This is a genomic window from Mycobacterium sp. (assembly GCF_035633495.1).
GTDB lineage: Bacteria > Actinomycetota > Actinomycetes > Mycobacteriales > Mycobacteriaceae > Mycobacterium.
On sequence record NZ_DASQEU010000096.1, the window covers coordinates 1 to 20589 of the forward strand.

Below are 20589 nucleotides of genomic sequence, written 5' to 3' on the forward strand. Positions count from 1 at the left end.
CGGCTCACTGCCCGCGGGCAGATCGATGGTGTCGAGGTCGCCGTCGGCGCTCACCCTGGCGATCTGGTCGGCACCCCAGAGGCTGACCCACACCCCGCCCGACGGATCGGCGATCACCGCGTGCGGCTTGCCCGGCAGGTCCAGTTCCTGCATCGCTTCGTTCATCGGAATGCGCCCGACCTTGTCGGCGAGAATCGCCGTGAACCACACCGCGTCGTCGTGAGTGCCCGCTATACCGACCGGGCCCGCGCCCGGTGTGGGCACCTTGCGTAGCGTGACCGCGCCGCGGTCGAGTCGGCCGATCGCATTGGCCTGATTCAACGTGAACCACAGCGCGTTGTCCGGTCCGGTGGCGATCATCGACGGCATCCCGCCCGGGGCCGCCACCTCGCTGACCTCGCCGTCGACGCTGATCCGGCCGATGACGCCGGTGCCCGTCGCCGTGAACCACAACGCACCGTCGGGCCCGGCCGTGATGCCGAACGGCGCGCTGCCGTTGCGCAGCTCGAACGCCGTGAGCTCACCGGCGGTCGAGATTCGTCCGATCTGGTCGTCCCCTGCGCGGGTGAACCACAGCGCACCGTCGGGTCCGGCAGTGATGATCGACGGCTTGCTGTCCTCGGCCACCGGATGGACCTCGAGTCCCCCGTCCTGGGTGACCCGCGCGATCGCGCCGCGGTGCACCAGCGTCACCCACATGGCGCCGTCGGATCCCGCCGCGAGCGCATACGGCCCGCCGTCGACGGCGACTTCGAAGATGCGACTCACGCGAGCGTGACGAGACCCAGCTCGTTGTCGGCGGCGAGCAGCTGATGGTGGGGCAGCACCCGGACGGTGTAGCCGACCCGGCCCGCCACTTGCAGTGGGGTCGTAGTCGAGAAGATCTCGTTGCCGTCGGCGGAGCCGGTGTGGGCCATCGGCACCGTGATGGGATCCAGCAGCGCGTCGCTTGCGTCGACCCTGCCCACGGCGGCCTGCACCACCACCTCGTCGGGACGCAAGTCGTCGAGATGCACCGTCGCGGTCAACGTCAGTTCCGAGCCGAGCTGCGGAGTGTCGGGCAGCCCGTAGCTGTCGACGTCGGTGATCCGCACCCTGGGCCAGGAACTTCGCGCCCGCTCGCAGTACGCCGCGAGTTCGCGCGCCGCGCCGAAGGGCACGCCGTCGACCGCCTCGATGGTGCGGTGCAGCGACCGCGCCGCCGGTGCGTAGTACTTCTCGGTGTAGTCGCGGACCATGCGCGACGCCAGCACCTTCGGCCCGAGCACCTGCAGCGTGTGCCGCACCATCTCCATCCATCGACGGGGGATCCCGTGTTCGTCGCGCTCGTAGAACCTTGCCGTCACCGACTTCTCGAGCAGGTCGTACAGGGCGGAGGCCTCCAAATCGTCGCGCCGGGCCTCGTCGGCAAGGCCGTCGGCCGTCGGGATCTCCCAGCCGTTCTCACCGTCGTACCACTCGTCCCACCACCCGTCGCGGATCGACAGGTTGAGACCGCCGTTCAGCGCGCTCTTCATGCCCGACGTGCCGCACGCCTCCAACGGCCGCAGCGGATTGTTGAGCCATACGTCGCAACCCCAGTACAGGAACCGGGCCATCGACATGTCGTAGTCGGGCAGGAACGCGATGCGGTGCCGCACCTCGGGCCGGTCGGCGAACCGAACGATCTGCTGGATCAGTGCCTTGCCACCGTCATCGGCGGGATGCGACTTGCCCGCCACGATCAACTGCACCGGCCGCTGGTCGTCGAGCAACAGCTTCTCCAACCGGTCCGGGTCCCGCAGCATCAACGTGAGCCGCTTGTAGGTCGGCACCCGCCTGGCGAATCCGACGGTGAGCGCGTTGGGGTCGAAAGCGTCTGCAATCCAACCAAGTTCGGCGTCCGACGCTCCGCGCTCTAGCCAGGAGCGCCGCAGCCGGCGCCGAACGTCGTCGATGAGCAACTCGCGGAGCTGGGACCGGATCCACCACAGATGCCCCGGGTCGACCTGCTGCAGCCGCTCCCAGACCGCAGGCTCGCTGGGTGAGCGAAACCCCTCCTCGCCGACGAGTTCGCGGCCGAGTTCCAGCCACTGCGGCGCCGCCCAGGTGGGGGCGTGTACGCCGTTCGTGATGGAGCCGATGGGCACCTCGTCCTGATCGAACCCCTGCCACAGATCGTTGAACATGCCCCGGCTCACCTGACCGTGCAACAAGGACACACCGTTGGCGCGCTGGGCCAGCCGCAGACCCATGTGGGCCATGTTGAACTTCGACGGGTCGTCCTCGGTGCCGAAGCCGATGATCCTGTCCAACGGAACGCCTGGCAGAAGCTCAGACGACGCGCCGGACAGGCTGCCCGGCGGACTGCCGAAGTACCGTTCGACCATCTCGACGGGGAACCGGTCGATGCCCGCGGGGACCGGCGTATGGGTCGTGAACACCGTGCTCGAGCGCACCACGGTCAACGCCGTGTCGAAGTCGAGTCCGCCGTGGGTGACCAGTTCACGTATCCGCTCGACGCCGAGGAAACCGGCATGGCCCTCGTTCATGTGGAAGACCTGCGGTTCCGGCAACCCTTCGACGGCCGTGAACGCACGGATCGCCCGCACCCCGCCGATGCCCGCCAGCAGCTCCTGCTTGATGCGGTGCTCCTGGTCACCGCCATACAGCCGGTCGGTCACCGAGCGCAGCTCGTGTTCGGTTTCGGGGATGTCGGAATCCAAGAGCAGCAACGGAATTCGACCGACCTGCGCTATCCACACCCTGGCCTTGAGCTCGCTGGAGTTCGGCATCGCCAGACCGACCAGCACGGGATCTCCCCTCGCATCGGTCAGCAGTCGCAGTGGGAGACCCTGTGGATCCAGTGACGGGTAGTCCTCGTGTTGCCAACCCTCCGCGGTCAGCGACTGCCGGAAGTAGCCCGATCGGTAGTACAGCCCCACCGCGATCAGCGGAAGCCCCAGATCAGATGCTGACTTCAAATGGTCGCCCGCCAGGATTCCAAGGCCGCCCGAGTAGTTCGGCAGCACCCCCGCAACGCCGAACTCCATGGAGAAGTACGCGATGCCCGTCGGCAGCGAGATTCCCGCCGCCTCCTGTTCCTGAAACCACATGGGCCGGGTCAGATAGGTGTCCAACTCGGCCGCCAGGTGGTCGAGTCGACCCAGGAACGCCTCGTCGCCAGCAAGCTCGTCGAGCCGCCTTGGGCTGACCCCGCCGAGTAGTGCCAACGGGTCTTGTCCCAACCGGTCCCACAAGTCGGAATCGATTGTGGCGAACAGATCTCGCGTGGGCGTGTCCCACGACCATCGCAGGTTGACCGAGAGCCGCTCCAACGCCGCGAGACGCTCGGGTAGCTGGGCGCGAACGGTGAACCTCCGGAGTGCCTTCACGCGACTTCACCCTACCGACTGGACGTGACCGCGCAGGAACTTGATCATGACGACATCCAGCCCATGGGGTTGAGCCGGACACTACGGTGGGTATAGGGCGCGACAAGGTAATCAAGCACACGAAAGCCCACGGTCGAGCCGGGGCGTAAGGAGCAGTGGTGGCCGGTCGAATCGAGATCGATGACGTCGCGCCGGTGGTTTCCAACGGCAGGTATCCGGCCAAGGCCGTGGTCGGCGAAGTGATCCCGATCAAGGCGGCGGTGTGGCGAGAGGGCCACGACGCGGTGTCGGCGACGCTGGTGGTGCGGTATCACGGAACTGCCTACCCCCAACTCGCCGCGGTACCCGCGGGTCTGGCGACGACTCACGTCGAAGCCGTGCCGATCGGGGAGGTCGTCGGCGGTTCGCAGCGGGTCAAGCCACAGCGACTTCCCATGGAGCCCGGCAGAGAACCGGACTTCTTCCACGGCCAGTTCGTCCCCGACGCCGTCGGCCTGTGGACATTTCGGGTGGACGGCTGGGGCGATCCGATCGCCACGTGGCGCAAGAACGTCACGGCCAAGCTGAACGCCGGGCAGGGCGAGTCCGAACTGAACAACGACCTACTCATCGGTGCGCACCTGCTCGAGCGCGCCTCGACCGGTGTACCGCGTCAGGACCGCTACCCGTTGATGGAAGCGGCGGAGAACCTGCGCACGCCGGGCGACCCGTTCACCCGCGCAGGTGCCGCTCTCGCGCCCGAGGTGGCGGCGCTGTTGCACGAGTATCCGCTGCGTGAACTGATCACCCGTGGAGAGCAGTACGGCGTGTGGGTTGACCGGCCACTGGCCCGTTTCAGCGCGTGGTACGAGATGTTCCCCCGGTCGACGGGTGGTTGGGACGGCGACGGGAAGCCCGTGCACGGCACGTTCGCGACGGCTGGCAAGGCGTTGCCGCGCATTGCGAGGATGGGCTTCGACATCGTGTACCTCCCGCCGATCCACCCGATCGGGAAGGTGCACCGCAAGGGTCGCAACAACAGCGTGACCGCGGCACCGAAGGACGTGGGCTCGCCGTGGGCGATCGGTAGTGACAAGGGTGGGCACGACGCAGTGCACCCGAAACTCGGCACGATCGACGACTTCGACGACTTCGTCAACGAAGCGCGCGGACAAGGCCTCGAGGTCGCGCTCGACTTGGCGCTGCAGTGCGCGCCGGACCATCCGTGGGCCAGGGACCACCCCGAGTGGTTCACGATTCTCCCCGATGGCACCATCGCATGCGCCGAAAACCCGCCGAAGAAGTATCAGGACATCTATCCGGTCAACTTCGACAACGATCCGGCGGGCATCTATGCCGAGGTGCTCCGTGTCGTCAAATTCTGGATGTCGCACGGCGTCAAGGTGTTTCGGGTGGACAACCCGCACACCAAACCGCCGAACTTCTGGGCCTGGCTCATCGGGGAGGCGAAGAACGTCGACCCCGACGTGCTCTTTCTGGCCGAGGCCTTCACTCGCCCGGCGCGGCTGTTCGGGTTGGCCAAACTCGGTTACACCCAGTCGTATACGTACTTCACCTGGCGCACGGCCAAGTGGGAGTTGACCGAGTTCGGCGAGCAGATCGCCGAACACGCCGACTACGCACGACAGAGCCTGTGGGTCAACACACCGGACATCCTGCACGAGAGCCTTCAGCACGGTGGCCCCGGCATGTTCGCGATTCGCGCGGTGATGGCCGCGACGATGAGCCCGACCTGGGGTGTCTACTCCGGTTACGAACTGTTCGAGCACCAGGCCGTCCGCGAGGGCAGCGAGGAGTACCTGGACTCCGAGAAGTACCAGTTGCGGCCACGCGACTTCGAGGCCGCACTGGCGTCGGGTAATTCTCTCGAGCCGTTCCTGACGCGGCTCAACGAGATTCGCAAGCTGCACCCCGCGCTGAGCCAACTGCGCACCATCAAGTTCCACACCATCGACAACGACGCGCTGCTGGCCTACAGCAAGTTCGACCCCATCAGTGGCGACTGCGTGCTGGTGGTGTTGACGTTGAACGCCTTCGGTCCGGAGGAGTCCACCCTCTGGCTCGACATGGGCGCACTGGGAATGGCCGACTACGACCGATTCTGGGTGCGCGACGAAATCACCGGCGACGAATATCAATGGGGTCGCGCCAATTTCGTCCGCATCGACCCCGCCCGGTCCGTCGCCCACGTCCTGAACATGCCGCAAATACCGACCGACAAGCGGCTCGAGCTGCTGCGGAGGGAAAAAATCACATGACCCGCACCAATGAAATCGCCACTGCCCACCTGCGCCCCGACGACGCAGACCTCGGCCGCCTGCTGGGCGGCCACCACCACGACCCTCACTCGGTGCTGGGAGCGCACGAGTACGGTGACCACACCGTCATCCGTACGCTCCGTCCGAACGCTCGGGAAGTGGTCGCGATCGTCGGTACCGAACGCTTCACGTTCACCCACGTCGAATCGGGTCTGTTCGCGGTGGCGGTTCCGTACACCGCCCTCGCCGACTACCGACTCGAGGTCAGCTACCCCGGCGAGGACGGCACTCCCCACGTTCACACCGTTGCCGACCCGTACCGATTCCTACCGACCCTCGGCGAGATCGACCTGCACCTGTTCGCCGAGGGCAGGCACGAACGGCTGTGGGAGATACTCGGCGCCCATCCGCGCAGCTTCAACACCCCCGATGGCGTCGTCGATGGCGTGTCCTTCGCCGTCTGGGCGCCGAATGCCAAGGGTGTCAGCCTGATTGGCGAGTTCAACCACTGGGCCGGCAACGAGGCTCCACTTCGCACGCTCGGTTCGACGGGCGTGTGGGAGGTCTTCTGGCCCGGCTTCCCGACCGATGGCCTCTACAAGTTCCGCGTCCACGGTGCCGATGACGTCGTCACCGAGCGCGCCGATCCCATGGCCTTCGCTACCGAGGTGCCGCCGCAGCGGGCGTCTCGCGTCAACACGAGCGACTACACGTGGAGCGACGACGACTGGATGTCGCAACGTGCGCTGAAGAACCCGGTGTTCGAGCCGATGAGCACCTACGAGGTGCATCTGATGTCGTGGCGGCCGGGCCTGTCCTACCGCCAACTCGCCGAGGAATTGACGCAGTACGTCGTCGAGCAGGGCTTCACCCACGTCGAGATGCTGCCGGTCGCCGAACATCCCTTCGGCGGCTCGTGGGGTTACCAGGTCACGTCGTACTACGCGCCGACCTCGCGGCTGGGTAGCCCCGATGACTTCCGCTATCTCGTCGACACGCTGCACCAAGCCGGTATCGGCGTGATTGTCGATTGGGTGCCCGCACACTTCCCGAAAGACGCGTGGGCACTGGGCCGGTTCGACGGCACCCCACTGTACGAGCACTCCGATCCTCGGCGTGGCGAGCAACTCGACTGGGGCACATACGTATTCGACTTCGGGCGGGCCGAGGTGCGCAACTTCCTGGTCGCGAACGCGCTCTACTGGCTCCACGAGTTCCACATCGACGGGCTGCGGGTGGACGCCGTCGCGTCGATGCTCTATCTCGACTACTCCCGCCCCGAGGGCGGCTGGAGTCCCAACGTCTACGGCGGCCGGGAGAACCTCGAGGCGGTGCAGTTCCTCCAGGAGATGAACGCGACCGTTCACAAGATTGCTCCCGGGATCGTGACGGTGGCGGAGGAGTCGACGTCGTGGCCCGGCGTGACTCGGCCGACCAACCTTGGCGGCCTTGGCTTCTCGATGAAGTGGAACATGGGTTGGATGAATGACACGCTGGCCTTCATCCAGCGTGATCCGATTCACCGCAGTTACCACCATCACGAGATCACGTTCTCGATGATCTACGCATTCAGCGAGAACTTCGTGCTGCCCATCAGTCACGACGAGGTGGTACACGGCAAGGGCACGCTGTGGGGCCGCATGCCGGGGGACGATCACATGAAGGCGGCAGGCCTACGCGGTCTGCTCGCCTATCAGTGGGCGCACCCGGGCAAGCAACTGCTCTTCATGGGTCAGGAATTCGGCCAGCGCGCAGAATGGTCCGAGGAGCGCGGCGTCGACTGGTTCCAGTTGGACGAGAACGGATTCTCGGGCGGCATCAAGCGCATGGTCCGCGACGTCAACGAGGTCTACAAGACCCGCCGGGCGCTCTGGTCGAGGGACACGAGTCCGGAGGGCTATTCGTGGATCGACGCGAATGACTCGGCGAGCAACGTGCTGAGCTTCCTGCGGTACGGCGACGACGGGTCCGTGTTGGCCTGTGTGTTCAACTTCTCCGGCGCCGAGCATTCCCACTACCGACTCGGCCTGCCGCACGCGGGGACTTGGCGCGAAGTGCTCAACACCGATTCCGACGTCTACAACGGTTCGGGCATCGGAAACTTCGGCGCCGTCGAGGCCACCGAAGAGCCATCGCACGGTCGCCCCGCGTCGGCCGTCATGGTGCTGCCGCCGCTGGCCGCGGTGTGGTTCGAACCGGCTTAGCCCCCCGCCCCCCGCCACCACCCCGCGATTTGGGCGCGCAAACGTTCGCTGAGCGACAGTTAGCGCGCCCAAATCGCAGGTGGTGGGGGTGGCGCGGGAAGCTAGTACAGCGCGTTGGCGAGGTTGCGTCTGCCGGCGATGACTCGCGGGTCGTCCTGCGGGAACAGCTCGAAGAGCTCGACCAGCCGAGTGCGCACCGTCGTCCGGTCGTCGCCCGCAGTGCTCCGCACCAAACCGATCAAGCGGTTGAAGGCCTCGACCACGAGGTCCTGTGTCACCTCGACGTCGGCGGCGGCGAAGGCGGCTTCGATGTCACCCGGCGCGGCGACGGCGACGGCGACCGCGTCCGCGGGCTGAACGGTCGCGCGCTTGAGGAACGCGATCTGACGGAGTGCGTCCTTGGCCTCGGCGTGATTGGGCTGCTCATGCAGAATGGCCTGATACGCAGCGAGTGCGTCGTCGAACTCCGCGTTGTCCCAGAGGGAGCGCGCCCGCTCGAGCGCGGGGTCGACTTCCTCGGCGTCCTGGGGTTCTCCGTCGCCGAGCTTGCCTGCCGTAGCGCTGAGCAGCGAGTCGATCCAGCGTCGCAGCTGCTCCGGCGGTTGGACGCCCTCGAAGCTCGAGACGGGTTGGCCGCCTGTCACGGCGACCACCGTGGGCACGGCTTGGACGCCGAACACCTGGGCCACCCGTGGCGCGGTATCGACGTTGACAGTGGTGAGTGCCCACTTGCCGCCGTCGGCATTCGCGAGGGCGGCCAGCACGTCGCCCAGCTGTGCGCTGGCCTCGCTGCGTGGCGTCCACAACAGCACGACGACGGGCACCTCATTGGACCGGGCGAGCACCTCGGCTTCGAGGTTCGCCTCGGTGATGTCGAGACCGACGGAGGCAGGGCCCGCGGCACCCTCCCGGGACGGTGGTGGCTGCTTGAGCGACGAGAGGTCAACCGCACCGGCTAGCGCGGGGCCAACGGAAGGTCGTGGACGTGTCACACCGACAAGTTTGTCACGTCGTTTCAGCGACGGGCGGAGTGGCCACGGCGGCGCGGCCGAAGCTCACGCGTCCCGTCCGCTCAGCCCACATGAGGAAGATCACACTGCCGAGCGGCACGATGCTCGCCAGCAACGCCAGCAACCACGTCGACACCGACCATTTGAACCCGATTCCCACGAGCAATGCCGCCACGACGAAGGCCACGAAGACCAACCCGTGGGCCATCCCGAAGATCTTCACGCCGATCTCGGTGCGCGGAGTTCCCACGTACTTGAAGTACATCCCGGCCAGCAGGCCCACCCAGGTGAAGGCCTCGGCGAAGGCGACGATCCGAAACCAACCCGCAGCCTTGTGACGATCGAAGGTGCTTGTCATGACCCCATTGTGCCCGAACGCGGCACCAGCTACTACGTAGCGTCGTTGATCAGGAAGCAAACGTTCAGGAACGCCGCAGGATCAAAGCGTCACCCTGGCCACCCGCGCCACACAGGGCGGCGACCGCGTACCCCGAACCGCGCCGCGCCAGTTCGAGGGCGGCGTGCAGAGTGATCCGCGCGCCCGACATCCCGATCGGGTGACCGATCGCAATGGCGCCACCGTCGACGTTCACCTTGTCTCCGTCGATGCCCAGTTCCCGGGTCGAGGCGAGGGCCACGGCCGAGAACGCCTCGTTGATCTCGATGACGTCGAGTTGCTCGACCGAGATGCCCTCCTTGGCGATCGCCTTCTTGATCGCGTTCGCCGGCTGGCTCTGCAGCGTCGAATCGGGCCCGGCGACGACGCCGTGCGCACCGATCTCGCACAGCCAGCTCAGTCCCAACTCCTCGGCCTTGGCCTTGTTCATCACCACGACGGCACACGCGCCGTCCGAGATCTGCGATGCCGATCCGGCGGTGATGGTGCCGTCCTTGCGGAAGGCGGGCTTCAGCCCGGCCAGCGACTCCGCGGTGGTGTTGGCGCGGATGCCCTCATCCTCGGTGAACTCGATGGGATCGCCCTTGCGCTGCGGGATCTTCACCGGCACGACCTCGTCGGCGTACACGCCGTCCTTCCACGCCGCGGCGGCGCGTTGGTGCGAGGAGGCGGCGAACTCGTCCTGCTGAGCACGGGTGAACTGGTCGACGTCGTTGCGCTGCTCGGTCAAGGCGCCCATCGGCTGGTCGGTGAACACGTCGTACAGACCGTCGTAGGCCAAGTGGTCCAGGACCTTCACGTCGCCGTACTTGTATCCCGAACGGCTGTCCATCAGCAGATGCGGCGCCCTGGTCATCGACTCCTGACCGCCGGCGACGACGACGTCGAACTCACCCGCGCGGATCAACTGGTCTGCCAGCGCGATCGCGTCGATGCCGGACAGGCACATCTTGTTTATGGTCAGCGAGGGCACGTCCCAGCCGATGCCAGCGGCCACCGCCGCCTGACGAGCGGGCATCTGTCCGGCGCCGGCAGTGAGCACCTGGCCCATGATCACGTACTCCACGGCTGAGGCCGCTACACCGGCCTTCTCCAGGGCTCCGGCGATGGCGACCGCGCCCAGATCACTACCCGAGAAGTCCTTCAGCGAACCCATCAGTTTGCCCACCGGAGTACGGGCTCCCGCAACGATTACCGACGTCGTCATCTTCTACCTCCAAGGGCCTTGTTCAAGGAATGTGGCCTATCACACTTACGTAAACATTCCGGTAAAGGTTACCGTGACTAAATGACCACCGAGCATGTTGGTGCACGTCCGGCCCTCGCCAGCGCACTGGTAACAGCCGTCGACCACGTCGGCATCGCCGTGCCCGATCTCGACGTCGCGATCAAGTGGTACCACGACTACCTCGGGATGATCGTCCTGCACGAAGAGGTCAACGACGATCAGGGCATCCGCGAGGCGATGCTGTCGGTCCGTGGCGCCCCCAAGGGCAGCACCCAGATTCAGCTGATGTCGCCGCTGGATGAAACGTCGACCATCGCCAAGTTCATCGACAAGCGCGGCCCGGGGCTGCAGCAGTTCGCCTATCGGGTGAGCGATCTCGACGCGTTGTCCGAGCGGTTGCGCGAAGACGGCGTGCGGCTCATCTACGACACGCCTCGTCGCGGCACCGCGCACTCGCGGATCAACTTCATCCACCCCAAGGACTCGGGTGGCGTGTTGGTGGAGCTGGTCGAGCCCGCTGGCGAAGAATACTGACGAGCACCAACTAGGACCACGTCCTCGTCGGCCCACGGGTCGCCCGATTGCTCCAACACGGCGTATGCCAGTGTCGCCGGTCGGCGACCGCGGCCTCCCCGGCATCGGCAGGCCACACCACCACGTGCGCGGCACTCGGCTTGATCTCGTGATCACAACCGGGGCACCGGTAGGTCTTGAGCGCTCTCGATGCGGCGACCGCCTTGACGTCGTAGTCGTATCCGTCGGGCCCGACCTCGATGCGACGCGACTCTGGCAGTGGCGGCAACGACCGCTGCCTGCGGGGTGGGTTGCGGCGCCTGGCCATGGGGCCATTGTAGGGCGTCAGAACAGCCGGAACTCGTTGCTGTCCAAGCCGCGCATCTGATCATAATCCAAAGTCACACAACGTATCCCACGGTCGATTGCCAAGGTGCGCGCCTGCGGCTTGATCTGCTGGGCGGCGAAGACGCCACTCACCGGGGCCAGCACGGTGTCACGGTTGAGCAGATCGAGGTAGCGGGTCAGCTGTTCGACGCCGTCGATCTCGCCGCGGCGCTTGATCTCGACGGCCACCGAACGCCCCAGTTCGTCTCGGCACATCAGGTCGACCGGACCGATGGCCGTCATGTACTCACGCCGGACCAACGTGTAGCCGACGCCCAACAGCTCGACGTGCTCCGCGAGCAGCGCCTGCAGATGGGCTTCCACACCGTCCTTGACCAGACCCGGATCCACGCCCAGTTCGTGGGTGGAGTCGTGCTCCACGTCCTCCACGGTGATGCGAAGCTGTTCGCCCGCCTTGTTCGCCACCACCCAGACCGGACTGGGGCCACCGGCTTCCTCGACGATCCAGCACGGCGGGCTCATCCAGTTCAACGGCTTGTAGGCGCGATCGTCGGCGTGCACGCTGACCGACCCGTCCGACTTGAACAACAGCAGCCGTCGCGCGGAGGGAAGGTGGGCGGTCAGGCGGCCGACGTAGTCGACGGTGCACTGGGCTATGACGAGGCGCACCGAACCACAATAGATGCCGGGACCGAGGTAGCTAGGCTGACGCCACGATGACCGAGAAGAAGAGCGCGGCCCAGCGTCTGGGCCGGGTCCTGGAGACGGTGACCGATCAGAGCGGACGGGTGACGGCCACTCCCGAATACGGCTCGTGGATTCTCGGTCGTGTCTCGGAGAGCCAGGTCCGCCGCCGCATTCGCATCCAGGTCATCCTCACGACGTTCGTCGTGTTCGCGAACCTGATCGGGATCGGCGTCGCGACGCTCGTCGTCACCGTCGCCTTCCCGAGCCCGAACGTCTTCGCACCGGACGTCCGGTGGATCACCTTCATCACCGCGCCCGTCTACATCTTCGGTGCGCTGATCGTCGGCATCTTCTGGGCCACCCGCCGCGTGATGATCAACGTCCGCTGGGCGATCGAGGAACGCACGCCAACGCAGGCAGACCAGCACAACACGTTCTTCGCGCCATGGCGGCTGACGCGCGTGCTCCTGATCCTGTGGGGCACCGGCACGGTCGTGCTCACCACGATGTACGGACTCGCGGACAGTCATTTCGTCCCGAAGTGGCTGCTGGGCATCAGCTTCCCCGGAATCGTCGTCTCAGCGAGCTGCTACCTGTTCACCGAGTTCGCGCTGCGCCCGGTGGCCGCCCAGGCGCTGGAGGTGGGCCCTCCCCCGCGCCGATTCGCGCCCGGCGTGATGGGCCGCACCATGCTGGTGTGGGTGCTCGGGTCGGGCGTGCCCGTGCTCGGCATCCTGCTGGCCGCGGTGTTCGCGTTGACACTGGAGAATCTCACCCCCACCCAGTTCGCCTGGGCGATCGTGGTTCTCGCACTGTTCGCGTTGGTCTTCGGCGCCATCCTGATGTGGATCCTGGCCTGGCTGACCGCCACTCCGGTCCGGGTGGTCCGCGCCGCGCTCAACCGGGTGGAGCAGGGCGATCTCGATACCAATGTGGTGGTCTTCGACGGCACCGAGCTGGGTCAGCTGCAGCGTGGTTTCAACTCGATGGTCGCCGGGTTGCGTGAGCGTGAACGGGTCCGCGATCTCTTCGGCCAACACGTGGGGCGCGAGGTGGCGGCGCTCGCCGAGAAGGAACGCCCGAGGCTCGGCGGCGAAGAGCGCCCGGCCGCCGTCATCTTCGTAGACATCATCGGGTCGACGCAGCTGGTGACGAGCCGACCCGCAGTCGAGGTCGTCGAGTTGCTGAACCGGTTCTTCGCCGTCGTCGTCGACGAGGTGGACCGGCATCACGGGCTGGTCAACAAGTTCGAGGGCGACGCCGTGCTGGCCGTGTTCGGTGCACCGGTCTCACTCCACAACGCCGAGGACGAGGCGCTGGCCGCCGCGCGTGGCATGGCAGAGCGACTGCGCGGCGAGGTGCCGGAGTGTCAGGCCGGAATCGGGGTCGCGGCGGGTCAGGTGGTGGCGGGAAACGTCGGTGCCAAGGACCGGTTCGAGTACACGGTCATCGGCGAGCCGGTCAACGAGGCAGCCCGGTTGTGCGAGCTGGCGAAGAAGGTCGACGGGCACCTCGTCGCCTCGTCTTCCACCGTGGCGCACGCAGGCGAAGGCGAAAGCGCGCGTTGGACGCTGGGTGAAACAGTGACGCTGCGCGGCCACGACGAGCCGACGCGGCTCGCCGTGCCCGTGTAGAAGCCGGGAACGGCGCCTCCCAGCGGTTACTCTCGGAGCATTCTCCCAGGTGGGACACAGATGTTCCCACCATCGCCGAGAGGACAGGCCACATGTCGCTCGTACCGCGACTCCTCGCATCCCTGTTGGTCGCCGCGGGCGGGGTCACCGCAGTCGGGCTCGCTTCGCCCGGCGTGGCGGATCCGGACATCGACGGTGAATCGGCGGCAGCCGTCATCGACCAGCTGCAGGAACAGGGTTACCTCGTCAACGTCAATGGGGCTCCGGCCGGCGACACCTCGCTGCTCACCACGTGCACCGTGACGTCGATTCACAACCCCGGCGGTCCCACCCCGGACCCGACGACGACCACGACGATCTACGTCGACGTCGCGTGTCCGCTCACGCACGGGTGACTCACGCCCGCTCGCCTCGCAGGGCGTTCTCTGCTGCCAGCACCGCGTCGTCGACCGTGGCGTAGCGGACCGCCTCGTACTCCAGCTCGTTTCGGATGACGATCCCCCGCGGATCGACGAGATACCCGACCTTGCCCTCCGCGCGCAACGCAGTGCTGGTGCCGGACAGCAGTTCTCGGGCGGCGTCGTCGATGTCGTCCACCCGCGACACGTCGAGGATGACGGCCGCGAAGTTCTCGCGCTCGCGGTCGACGGTGCGGACCACCTGCTCGGCCCCGCTGAACAGCAGATCGCCGTGCGTCTCATAGACGCGGATGCCGTCGCGCGGCTCGTACACCGCCCGCAGCGTGGCTCGCGAGTCACGGGCCACCGTCAGGAAGTGCAGACCGAGCTGCTCGGACAGACTGCGACACAGGCGAACTCCGCGCACGCTGTTGCCCTTGGCGTCGAGCAACGGCGAGTACACGCCGATGCCGAGTTGGCCGGGAAGGATCGCGACGATGCCACCGCCCACCCCACTCTTGGCGGGCATGCCCACGGCGCTGACCCAGTCACCCGCCGCGTCGTACATGCCGCACGTCACCATCACCGAGAGCGTGCGCCTGACGACCGAGGCGTTGGTCACCCGCCGTCCCGTCAGCGGATTCACGCCGCCGCGGGCGAGCGTGGCCGCCATCCGGGCCAGGTCGGTCGACGTGACGTTCAACGAACACTGCCGGAAGTACACGTCGAGGACGTCGTCGGGATCGTCGTCGAGCACCCCGAAACTCTGAAGCATGTAGGCGATCGCGCGATTGCGACTGCCCGTGGCCTTCTCCGACGCGTAGACGTCGTGGTCGAACTCGAGCCGACGACCGGCACACGCCGAGTAGAACTCGGCGATCATGGCGAATCGTTCGTCGGGAGAACGCGCCGGGATCAGCGACACCGCCGCGATGGCGCCGGCATTGATCATCGGGTTCTTCGGCTTCTTGGTGGTCTCGTCGACGCTGATCTCGTTGAACGCCTCACCGGAGGGCTCTACTCCGATCTTGGCGTCCACGGCTTCCTGCCCGATCCGGTCGAGCGCCAACGCGTACGTGAACGGCTTGGAGATCGACTGAATGGTGAATTCGACTCGTGCGTCGCCGCATTCGTAGACGTAGCCGTCGGCCGACGACAGCGACAGCGCGAACCCGTTCGGATCGACGCGCGCGAGCTCGGGGATGTAACTGGCGAGCGCACCGTCGGTCACCGGTCGGTGTTCGTCGAGGATTCGGTCCAGGTAACGCTGTACCAGTTGGGCCACGCTCGAATTGTAGGTTCTCGGTTACGGCTGGGGGTACGGCGCGAACCTGTTGTCGAAGCCCGCCTTGCGGGTGGCAAGCTGGGCTCCGCGCTGAGCCTCGGTGTAGTACACCGTGCCCGGGGGCACGGCGGTGGCCAGCTGGTCGAGCGACACGAGCTGCGAGCTCACCGTAGGACGATCCGTCGAACCGGGGTCGAGATCCTGGAACCGCATCGAGATGGTCCCCTGGTTGAGGCCGCCCGTGGACACCCAGTTCGCCACACCTGGGTCCGTCTTCGAGATCACCAGCGTGTAGGTGCCGTCGGAATTGGCGATCGCCTGCGAGTTGTTCAGGCTGGTCTGCTGATTCCAGTAGTCCCTGGAGATGGTCCAGTCGTTGGTCACCGGCAGTACGAAGTAGCCGGCGTTGCCCGGATCGATCGTGACGACCAACGCTTCGTCGTCGGCCAATTGGAAGTAGCCCGCGCTCTGCAGCTGGGTCGCAAGGAATTCCGCGTTGCGCGCCGGGTCCTTCAGTACGTTGGGCGGGATCTGCTGTCCGGTCTCGGGATCAGTGGTGGCCACCGCCATGTAGGTGGCCTCGCGCTGGATGCCCAGCGCCATGATGACGGCGGCGACGGCGCCCCGCAGCAGCGGGGGCGGATCGGCCAGCGGCGGGATCAACGACACCAGCGCGGTGAGCAATGGACTGCCGACGACCAACGGGCCGAGGCCCGGAATCGCGAAACCGCCCAGCTGGCTGAAGAGGCTGTTCGGCGGGCCGCCGACGCGCACGATCGACAACGTAATCGGAACCTCGGTGCCCCAATCGGACAACGTGTTCCGCGTGGCGATGAGGGTCGAATCATTCGTCAGCTGAATATGATTGGTCTGTCCCGGCGCAGCGGCGTCGCGGCTGACCGTGATGGTGAAGTTGCCGTCCGAGTCGACCTCGAGGTCGTGACCGCTCAGGACCGAGGCGGTGTTGCCGGACAGTCCAGTGAGGACGCTGAAGGTGGTGTCGGCGGGCCGGTCGCCGGTGAACTGCCCTCGGATGACGTAGGAGGATGCGGCGTTGACACCCATGAACCGGTAGATCGTGTCGGGGTTGTCGTACAGGATCCGCGAGCCGGGCACCGCCAGCCCGTACCAGGTGTGTGGTGGCGCCACCTGCATCACGACGGTGGGATCGTTGGAGTTGAGGATCTGTTGTTGGAATGCCGCCCCCATGGCGTATTCGTCGACGGCGGCCGCGAGCTGATCGAGGTTCCCCTGATCGGGACCACCGACCTGCGCGAACTGCTGCTGGGCGGCCCAACGGAACCCGAACTGCAGCACCAGCTTCATCAGCGCGACGGGCAACGTGTCGGCGGTTCGGGCGGCCACCCGCTCGGCGTCGAGCTGCTGCTGGGTGCCCAGCGGACTGGTGGCGGTGATGGACGCGGTCGGCTGCATCAGGGACGTCGTCGTCGACGCCGCCGCCGCGGTACTCGCGGCGGGGGCGGGGGTTGCGCCGTGCCCGATCTCCCGGCGCACCCAGCCCAGCGCGGCCCACAGCATCGGAGCGCGCGGCGGTGACACCGGGGTGTCGCTGGTCGCCTCGGCGGTGCGGACCGCGGCCGGAGGGGTCGCGGGCGGGGCCGTGTCAACGGATGCGGCCCTCTCGGGCACGCGCCTGACCTCTTGCGCACTCGTCTCGCTGTCCAACGTCGGAGCGGCGGCGCCGGCAGCCTCAGGCGTGGTGGTCGACCGCTTGGCCTTCTTGGGCGCGACGCGGGCGGCGTTCGCCGTAGTCGGCTCGCGTGTCGAAGCGACCTCGTTGGTCGCATCGTTCCCATCCGAGGTCGTGCCGTCGGATTGCTTATGGTCGACGGTGGCGGAGTTGTGCGTCTCCGCCGATGTCTTCGTCGACGAGGGGTCGTTGGTGGCGCCGGATGCCGAGGAAGCAGATGAACTGGACGACGAGCCCGACTCGCCCTCGTCGGCGGAGGCGATACCCGGGCTGTTGGCGATGGCCGCGCCGATGCCCAATGCGACGGCCAGGGCGCCCACCCGGCCGACGTACCGGGCATGGCCCTTGATCGGCGCTTGACGGGACTGCTCGTGCGGCATCGACACTGACGCTCTACTCCGTGATGTGGGTAACACCCCCAATCTGGTTATAGCACCGTTGTGGTGTCAAGCGGCGGTGATCGGTCGATGCTCGATCCACGTGCGTCCCGCCTTGGCCGCGCGTACCAACGCGCCGTACTCACCGAAGTAGTCGGCGACGGCACCCACCGCGGGCAACATCCCCGGACAACGGAAGATGCGCCGCGGCCGTGGCCGCTTGACGATCTCGCCGCCGACCGCGCGCATCAGCCCCGCCAGATGCCACAGCGCCTTCACGAAGGCGGGTGGCATCCCGTCCGTCTGAGTCGAGTGTGGAGGCGGGGATGGCTCCGTGTCACCCCCGTCGACCTCGGCACCGAGATCACGGCCGCACATCACCGCGGCGAGAAGTCGAACCTGTTGTCCGTAGTCGTCGACGCCGCATTCACGCGCCACGGCGCACAGCACGATCGCTTGATTGGTGAACCCGAGGACGTCCTGAATGGGCAGACGGGCTGCCACCACGCTGAGGAAACCGGGAAAGGCGACCACGACGGTGTCCAAGGCGCCGACCCGTGGTACCCACCAGTTGACCCGATCGTCCAGACTCATGTCCTCCCACGCCTGGGTGCCCGGAACGTCCGCGGTGTTGAGTACCCATGCCAGCGCGTCGAGCGCCTTGTCGACCGAGCCGTCCGCGGCGCCGAGGTGGTGGCTGCGTCCCTTCAAACCGAACGGATCGGCCCCTCACAGCACGTCGACCACGGGGTTGATGACCCGCACGGCACGACTCAAGGCGCATGCCACGTCGGCGTCGTCGATCTCGGCGGTGGGGCACGGGGATGAGGGCCATGGGCAATTCCTTACCCATTCCTCGCCCGGTCATGTCATCGGAGGGCGGGGCGCCGACTCGCCAGGTACGACCTTCATGTCGTTTTTCCGCTAGTCATCTCGGCCCCGACGTGTAATCGTCGAAGCATGCACGAGGATTTCGACCGCTGTTACCGGGCCGTCCAGTCAAAGGACTCCCGCTTCGACGGCTGGTTCGTGACGGCGGTACTGACCACCGGGATCTATTGCAGGCCCAGTTGCCCCGTACGGCCGCCGTTTGCGCGCAACGTCCGCTTCCATCCGACTGCGGCAGCCGCCCAGCGAGAGGGGTTTCGCGCCTGCAAGCGCTGCAGGCCCGACGCCTCTCCCGGGTCGCCGGAATGGAACGTCCGCGGCGACGTCGTGGCACGCGCCATGCGGTTGATCGCCGACGGCACCGTCGACCGTGAAGGCGTCACCGGGCTCGCGACGCGCACCGGCTACACCACCCGCCAACTCGAACGGCTATTGCAAGCCGAAGTCGGCGCGAATCCACTCGCACTGGCGCGGGCGCAGCGCACGCAGACCGCTCGGGTGCTGATCGAGACGACGGACCTGCCGTTCGGCGACGTCGCCTTCGCATCGGGGTTCTCCAGCATTCGCCAATTCAACGAGACCCTGATGTCCGTGACCGCACTGACGCCGACGGCGCTGCGGCAGCGCGCGCGAACACGTTTCGGCCCAGGGAAGTCGACGGGGTCGGGCGTGTTGGTTCTGCGCTTGCCGGTCCGGATGCCGTTCGCGTACGAAGGCTTGTTCGGGCACCTCGCGGCGAGCGGCGTCCCCGGAGTCGAGGAGTTTCGCGACGGCGCCTACCGCCGCACGTTGAGGCTCGCGTCTGGCAACGGCGTCGTCAGCCTGACCCCGCGACCAGACCACGTTCACTGTGAGCTCACCTTGGACGACTTCCGCGATCTGTCGACTGCCATCGCCAGATGCCGCCGATTGCTCGATCTCGACGCCGACCCCGAGGCGATTGTCGACGCCCTCGGCCGGGATCCACAGTTGACCGCGTTGATCGCCAAGGCGCCAGGCCAGCGCATCCCGCGCACGGTCGACGAATCAGAACTGGCACTGCGCGTCATCATCGGACAACAGATCTCGGTGAAGGCGACGCGAACGCATGCAGGACGTCTTGCGAGGATCTACGGATCGCCCATCGACGACGCCAAAGGCCCTCTCACACATGTGTTCCCGAGCGTTGAGCAGCTCGCCGCGATCGACGCGGCGCACCTCGCCTTCCCCAAGTCCCGGCAGCGGACCTTCGTGGCACTCGTCCGCGCCCTCGCCGAAGGGGACGTCGTTCTCGATCCGGGCTGCGATTGGAACCGCGCCCGCGAGCAACTGCTCGCGCTGCCCGGCGTCGGGCCGTGGACGGCGGAAGTGATTGCGATGCGCGGGTTGGGCGACCCCGATGCGTTCCCCGTGACCGATCTCGGCGTGCTGGCCGCAGCGAAGGCCCTCGGCCTGCCCGCAGATCCGCGGGCGCTGACCGAACACAGCGGCCGTTGGCGACCGTGGCGGGCCTATGCAACCCAACACCTTTGGACGGCGCTCGAGCACGACGTCAACAACTGGCCGCCAAAGACGGCCGCTAAGGAGAAGTGATGAACACCGTGCATTACCGAACCGTCGACAGTCCGGTTGGGCCACTTACCCTGGCCGGCACGAACGGCCGGCTTCGGCACCTGCGGATGGTCGAGCAGACGTATGAACCCAGCCGCGAGGGTTGGGAAGCCGACGACGCGATGTTCGGAGATGCCGCCGCACAGCTGTCGGTGTACTTCTCGGGCGATCTCGTCGACTTCGACCTCGATCTCGACCTGGTCGGTACGGAATTCCAGCTTCGCGTATGGGCTGCCTTAACTACCATTCCTTACGGCGAGACCCGCTCTTATGGCGAAATTGCACGCCAGATCGGTGTGCCCGGCGCGTCAAGGGCGGTCGGCCTGGCGAATGGCCACAATCCGATCGGGATCATCGTTCCGTGCCATCGCGTGATCGGAGCCAACGGCAGCCTGACGGGATACGGCGGTGGACTAGATCGGAAGCGGCAACTCCTGGCAATGGAGAAGAATCGTACGTCTCCAGTCGCGACATTGTTCGACTGACAATTCGAGAAATACATATGAAAATGCCTGAGGCCCCCAATCGAAATTGGGGGCCTCAGGACTTAAAGGGTGTTCGGCGGTGTCCTACTTTTCCAACCGGATGGTTAGTATCATTGGCGCTGGTAGGCTTAGCTTCCGGGTTCGGGATGGGTCCGGGCGTTTCCCTGCCGCTGTTGCCGCCGTAACTCTATTTTATTTTCGG

17 protein-coding genes and 1 rRNA gene are annotated in these 20589 nt (G+C 66.5%); 7 read left to right on the forward strand and 11 right to left on the reverse strand.

Annotated elements, in window-relative coordinates; genetic code table 11:
- Together VET27_RS14640 and glgP are read right to left on the reverse strand one after the other, a co-directional pair.
- Window positions 1-768, reverse strand: a 768-nt coding sequence (locus tag VET27_RS14640; protein WP_526519293.1) for a Vgb family protein, incomplete at its 3' end; no start/stop codon positions are given.
- Window positions 765-3374: an alpha-glucan family phosphorylase gene (gene glgP, locus VET27_RS14645; protein ID WP_526519295.1), complete on the reverse strand. Its 2610-nt coding sequence runs from the start codon at window positions 3372-3374 to the stop codon at window positions 765-767. The genes VET27_RS14640 and glgP, both read right to left, overlap by 4 nt.
- 158 nt (window positions 3375-3532) lie before the next feature.
- Between glgP and VET27_RS14650 the strand changes: the two genes are divergently transcribed.
- Both VET27_RS14650 and glgB read left to right on the forward strand, forming a co-directional pair.
- On the forward strand, window positions 3533-5632 hold the full coding sequence (locus VET27_RS14650; RefSeq protein ID WP_526519297.1) for a maltotransferase domain-containing protein: 2100 nt from the start codon (window positions 3533-3535) through the stop codon (window positions 5630-5632).
- Complete coding sequence (gene glgB, locus VET27_RS14655; RefSeq protein ID WP_526519299.1) at window positions 5629-7836, forward strand: 1,4-alpha-glucan branching protein GlgB; 2208 nt, start codon at window positions 5629-5631, stop codon at window positions 7834-7836. The genes VET27_RS14650 and glgB overlap by 4 nt, the downstream gene beginning before the upstream one ends.
- A 101-nt stretch (window positions 7837-7937) precedes the next feature.
- Here glgB and VET27_RS14660 read toward each other — a convergent pair whose 3' ends face one another.
- The 3 genes from VET27_RS14660 to VET27_RS14670 all read right to left on the reverse strand — a co-directional run bounded on the left by VET27_RS14660 (window position 7938) and on the right by VET27_RS14670 (window position 10450).
- Window positions 7938-8828, reverse strand: a complete 891-nt coding sequence (locus VET27_RS14660) for a tetratricopeptide repeat protein (protein WP_526519301.1) — start codon at window positions 8826-8828, stop codon at window positions 7938-7940.
- A gap of 13 nt (window positions 8829-8841) precedes the next feature.
- Window positions 8842-9204 carry a DUF3817 domain-containing protein gene (locus VET27_RS14665; RefSeq protein WP_526519303.1) on the reverse strand — a complete coding sequence of 121 codons (363 nt, stop codon included), beginning with the start codon at window positions 9202-9204 and terminating at the stop codon, window positions 8842-8844.
- Between the two features lie 64 nt (window positions 9205-9268).
- Window positions 9269-10450 carry a thiolase family protein gene (locus tag VET27_RS14670; RefSeq protein ID WP_526519305.1) on the reverse strand — a complete coding sequence of 394 codons (1182 nt, stop codon included), beginning with the start codon at window positions 10448-10450 and terminating at the stop codon, window positions 9269-9271.
- Window positions 10451-10531: 81 nt separating this feature from the next.
- On the opposite strand from VET27_RS14670, the gene mce reads away from it, so the two are divergent.
- On the forward strand, window positions 10532-11005 hold the full coding sequence (gene mce / locus VET27_RS14675) for a methylmalonyl-CoA epimerase (protein WP_526519308.1): 474 nt from the start codon (window positions 10532-10534) through the stop codon (window positions 11003-11005).
- Between the two features lie 10 nt (window positions 11006-11015).
- On the opposite strand, the gene VET27_RS14680 is transcribed toward mce, so the two are convergent.
- Both VET27_RS14680 and nucS read right to left on the reverse strand, forming a co-directional pair.
- Window positions 11016-11312 (reverse strand): Rv1322 family protein, encoded by a 297-nt coding sequence (locus VET27_RS14680; protein ID WP_526519310.1) that lies wholly within the window; start codon window positions 11310-11312, stop codon window positions 11016-11018.
- A 17-nt stretch (window positions 11313-11329) separates the two neighbouring features.
- Entirely contained in the window at window positions 11330-12001 is a 672-nt protein-coding gene (nucS, locus tag VET27_RS14685) for an endonuclease NucS (RefSeq protein ID WP_526519312.1), read from the reverse strand.
- Between the two features lie 47 nt (window positions 12002-12048).
- Here nucS and VET27_RS14690 point away from each other — a divergent pair, with 47 nt between their 5' ends.
- Window positions 12049-13653, forward strand: coding sequence for an adenylate/guanylate cyclase domain-containing protein (locus tag VET27_RS14690; protein ID WP_526519314.1), 1605 nt, complete (start codon window positions 12049-12051; stop codon window positions 13651-13653).
- 92 nt (window positions 13654-13745) lie between these two features.
- The gene (locus VET27_RS14695) at window positions 13746-14048 is read left to right on the forward strand and encodes a hypothetical protein (protein ID WP_526519316.1); all 303 of its coding nucleotides are present in this window, start codon (window positions 13746-13748) and stop codon (window positions 14046-14048) included.
- A gap of 1 nt (window position 14049) precedes the next feature.
- On the opposite strand, the gene glsA is transcribed toward VET27_RS14695, so the two are convergent.
- The 3 genes from glsA to VET27_RS14710 form a co-directional block, all read right to left on the reverse strand.
- The gene (glsA, locus tag VET27_RS14700) at window positions 14050-15336 is read right to left on the reverse strand and encodes a glutaminase A (protein WP_526519318.1); all 1287 of its coding nucleotides are present in this window, start codon (window positions 15334-15336) and stop codon (window positions 14050-14052) included.
- A gap of 21 nt (window positions 15337-15357) precedes the next feature.
- Entirely contained in the window at window positions 15358-17427 is a 2070-nt protein-coding gene (locus tag VET27_RS14705; protein ID WP_526519320.1) for a hypothetical protein, read from the reverse strand.
- Between the two features lie 66 nt (window positions 17428-17493).
- Entirely contained in the window at window positions 17494-18135 is a 642-nt protein-coding gene (locus VET27_RS14710; protein ID WP_526519322.1) for a hypothetical protein, read from the reverse strand.
- 249 nt (window positions 18136-18384) lie between these two features.
- On the opposite strand from VET27_RS14710, the gene VET27_RS14715 reads away from it, so the two are divergent.
- On the forward strand, window positions 18385-19884 hold the full coding sequence (locus VET27_RS14715; RefSeq protein WP_526519323.1) for an AlkA N-terminal domain-containing protein: 1500 nt from the start codon (window positions 18385-18387) through the stop codon (window positions 19882-19884).
- Complete coding sequence (locus VET27_RS14720; RefSeq protein WP_526519325.1) at window positions 19884-20387, forward strand: methylated-DNA--[protein]-cysteine S-methyltransferase; 504 nt, start codon at window positions 19884-19886, stop codon at window positions 20385-20387. The genes VET27_RS14715 and VET27_RS14720 overlap by 1 nt, the downstream gene beginning before the upstream one ends.
- A gap of 71 nt (window positions 20388-20458) precedes the next feature.
- On the opposite strand, the gene rrf is transcribed toward VET27_RS14720, so the two are convergent.
- Window positions 20459-20571, reverse strand: a 5S ribosomal RNA gene (gene rrf / locus VET27_RS14725).
- Between the last annotated feature and the right edge of the window lie 18 nt (window positions 20572-20589).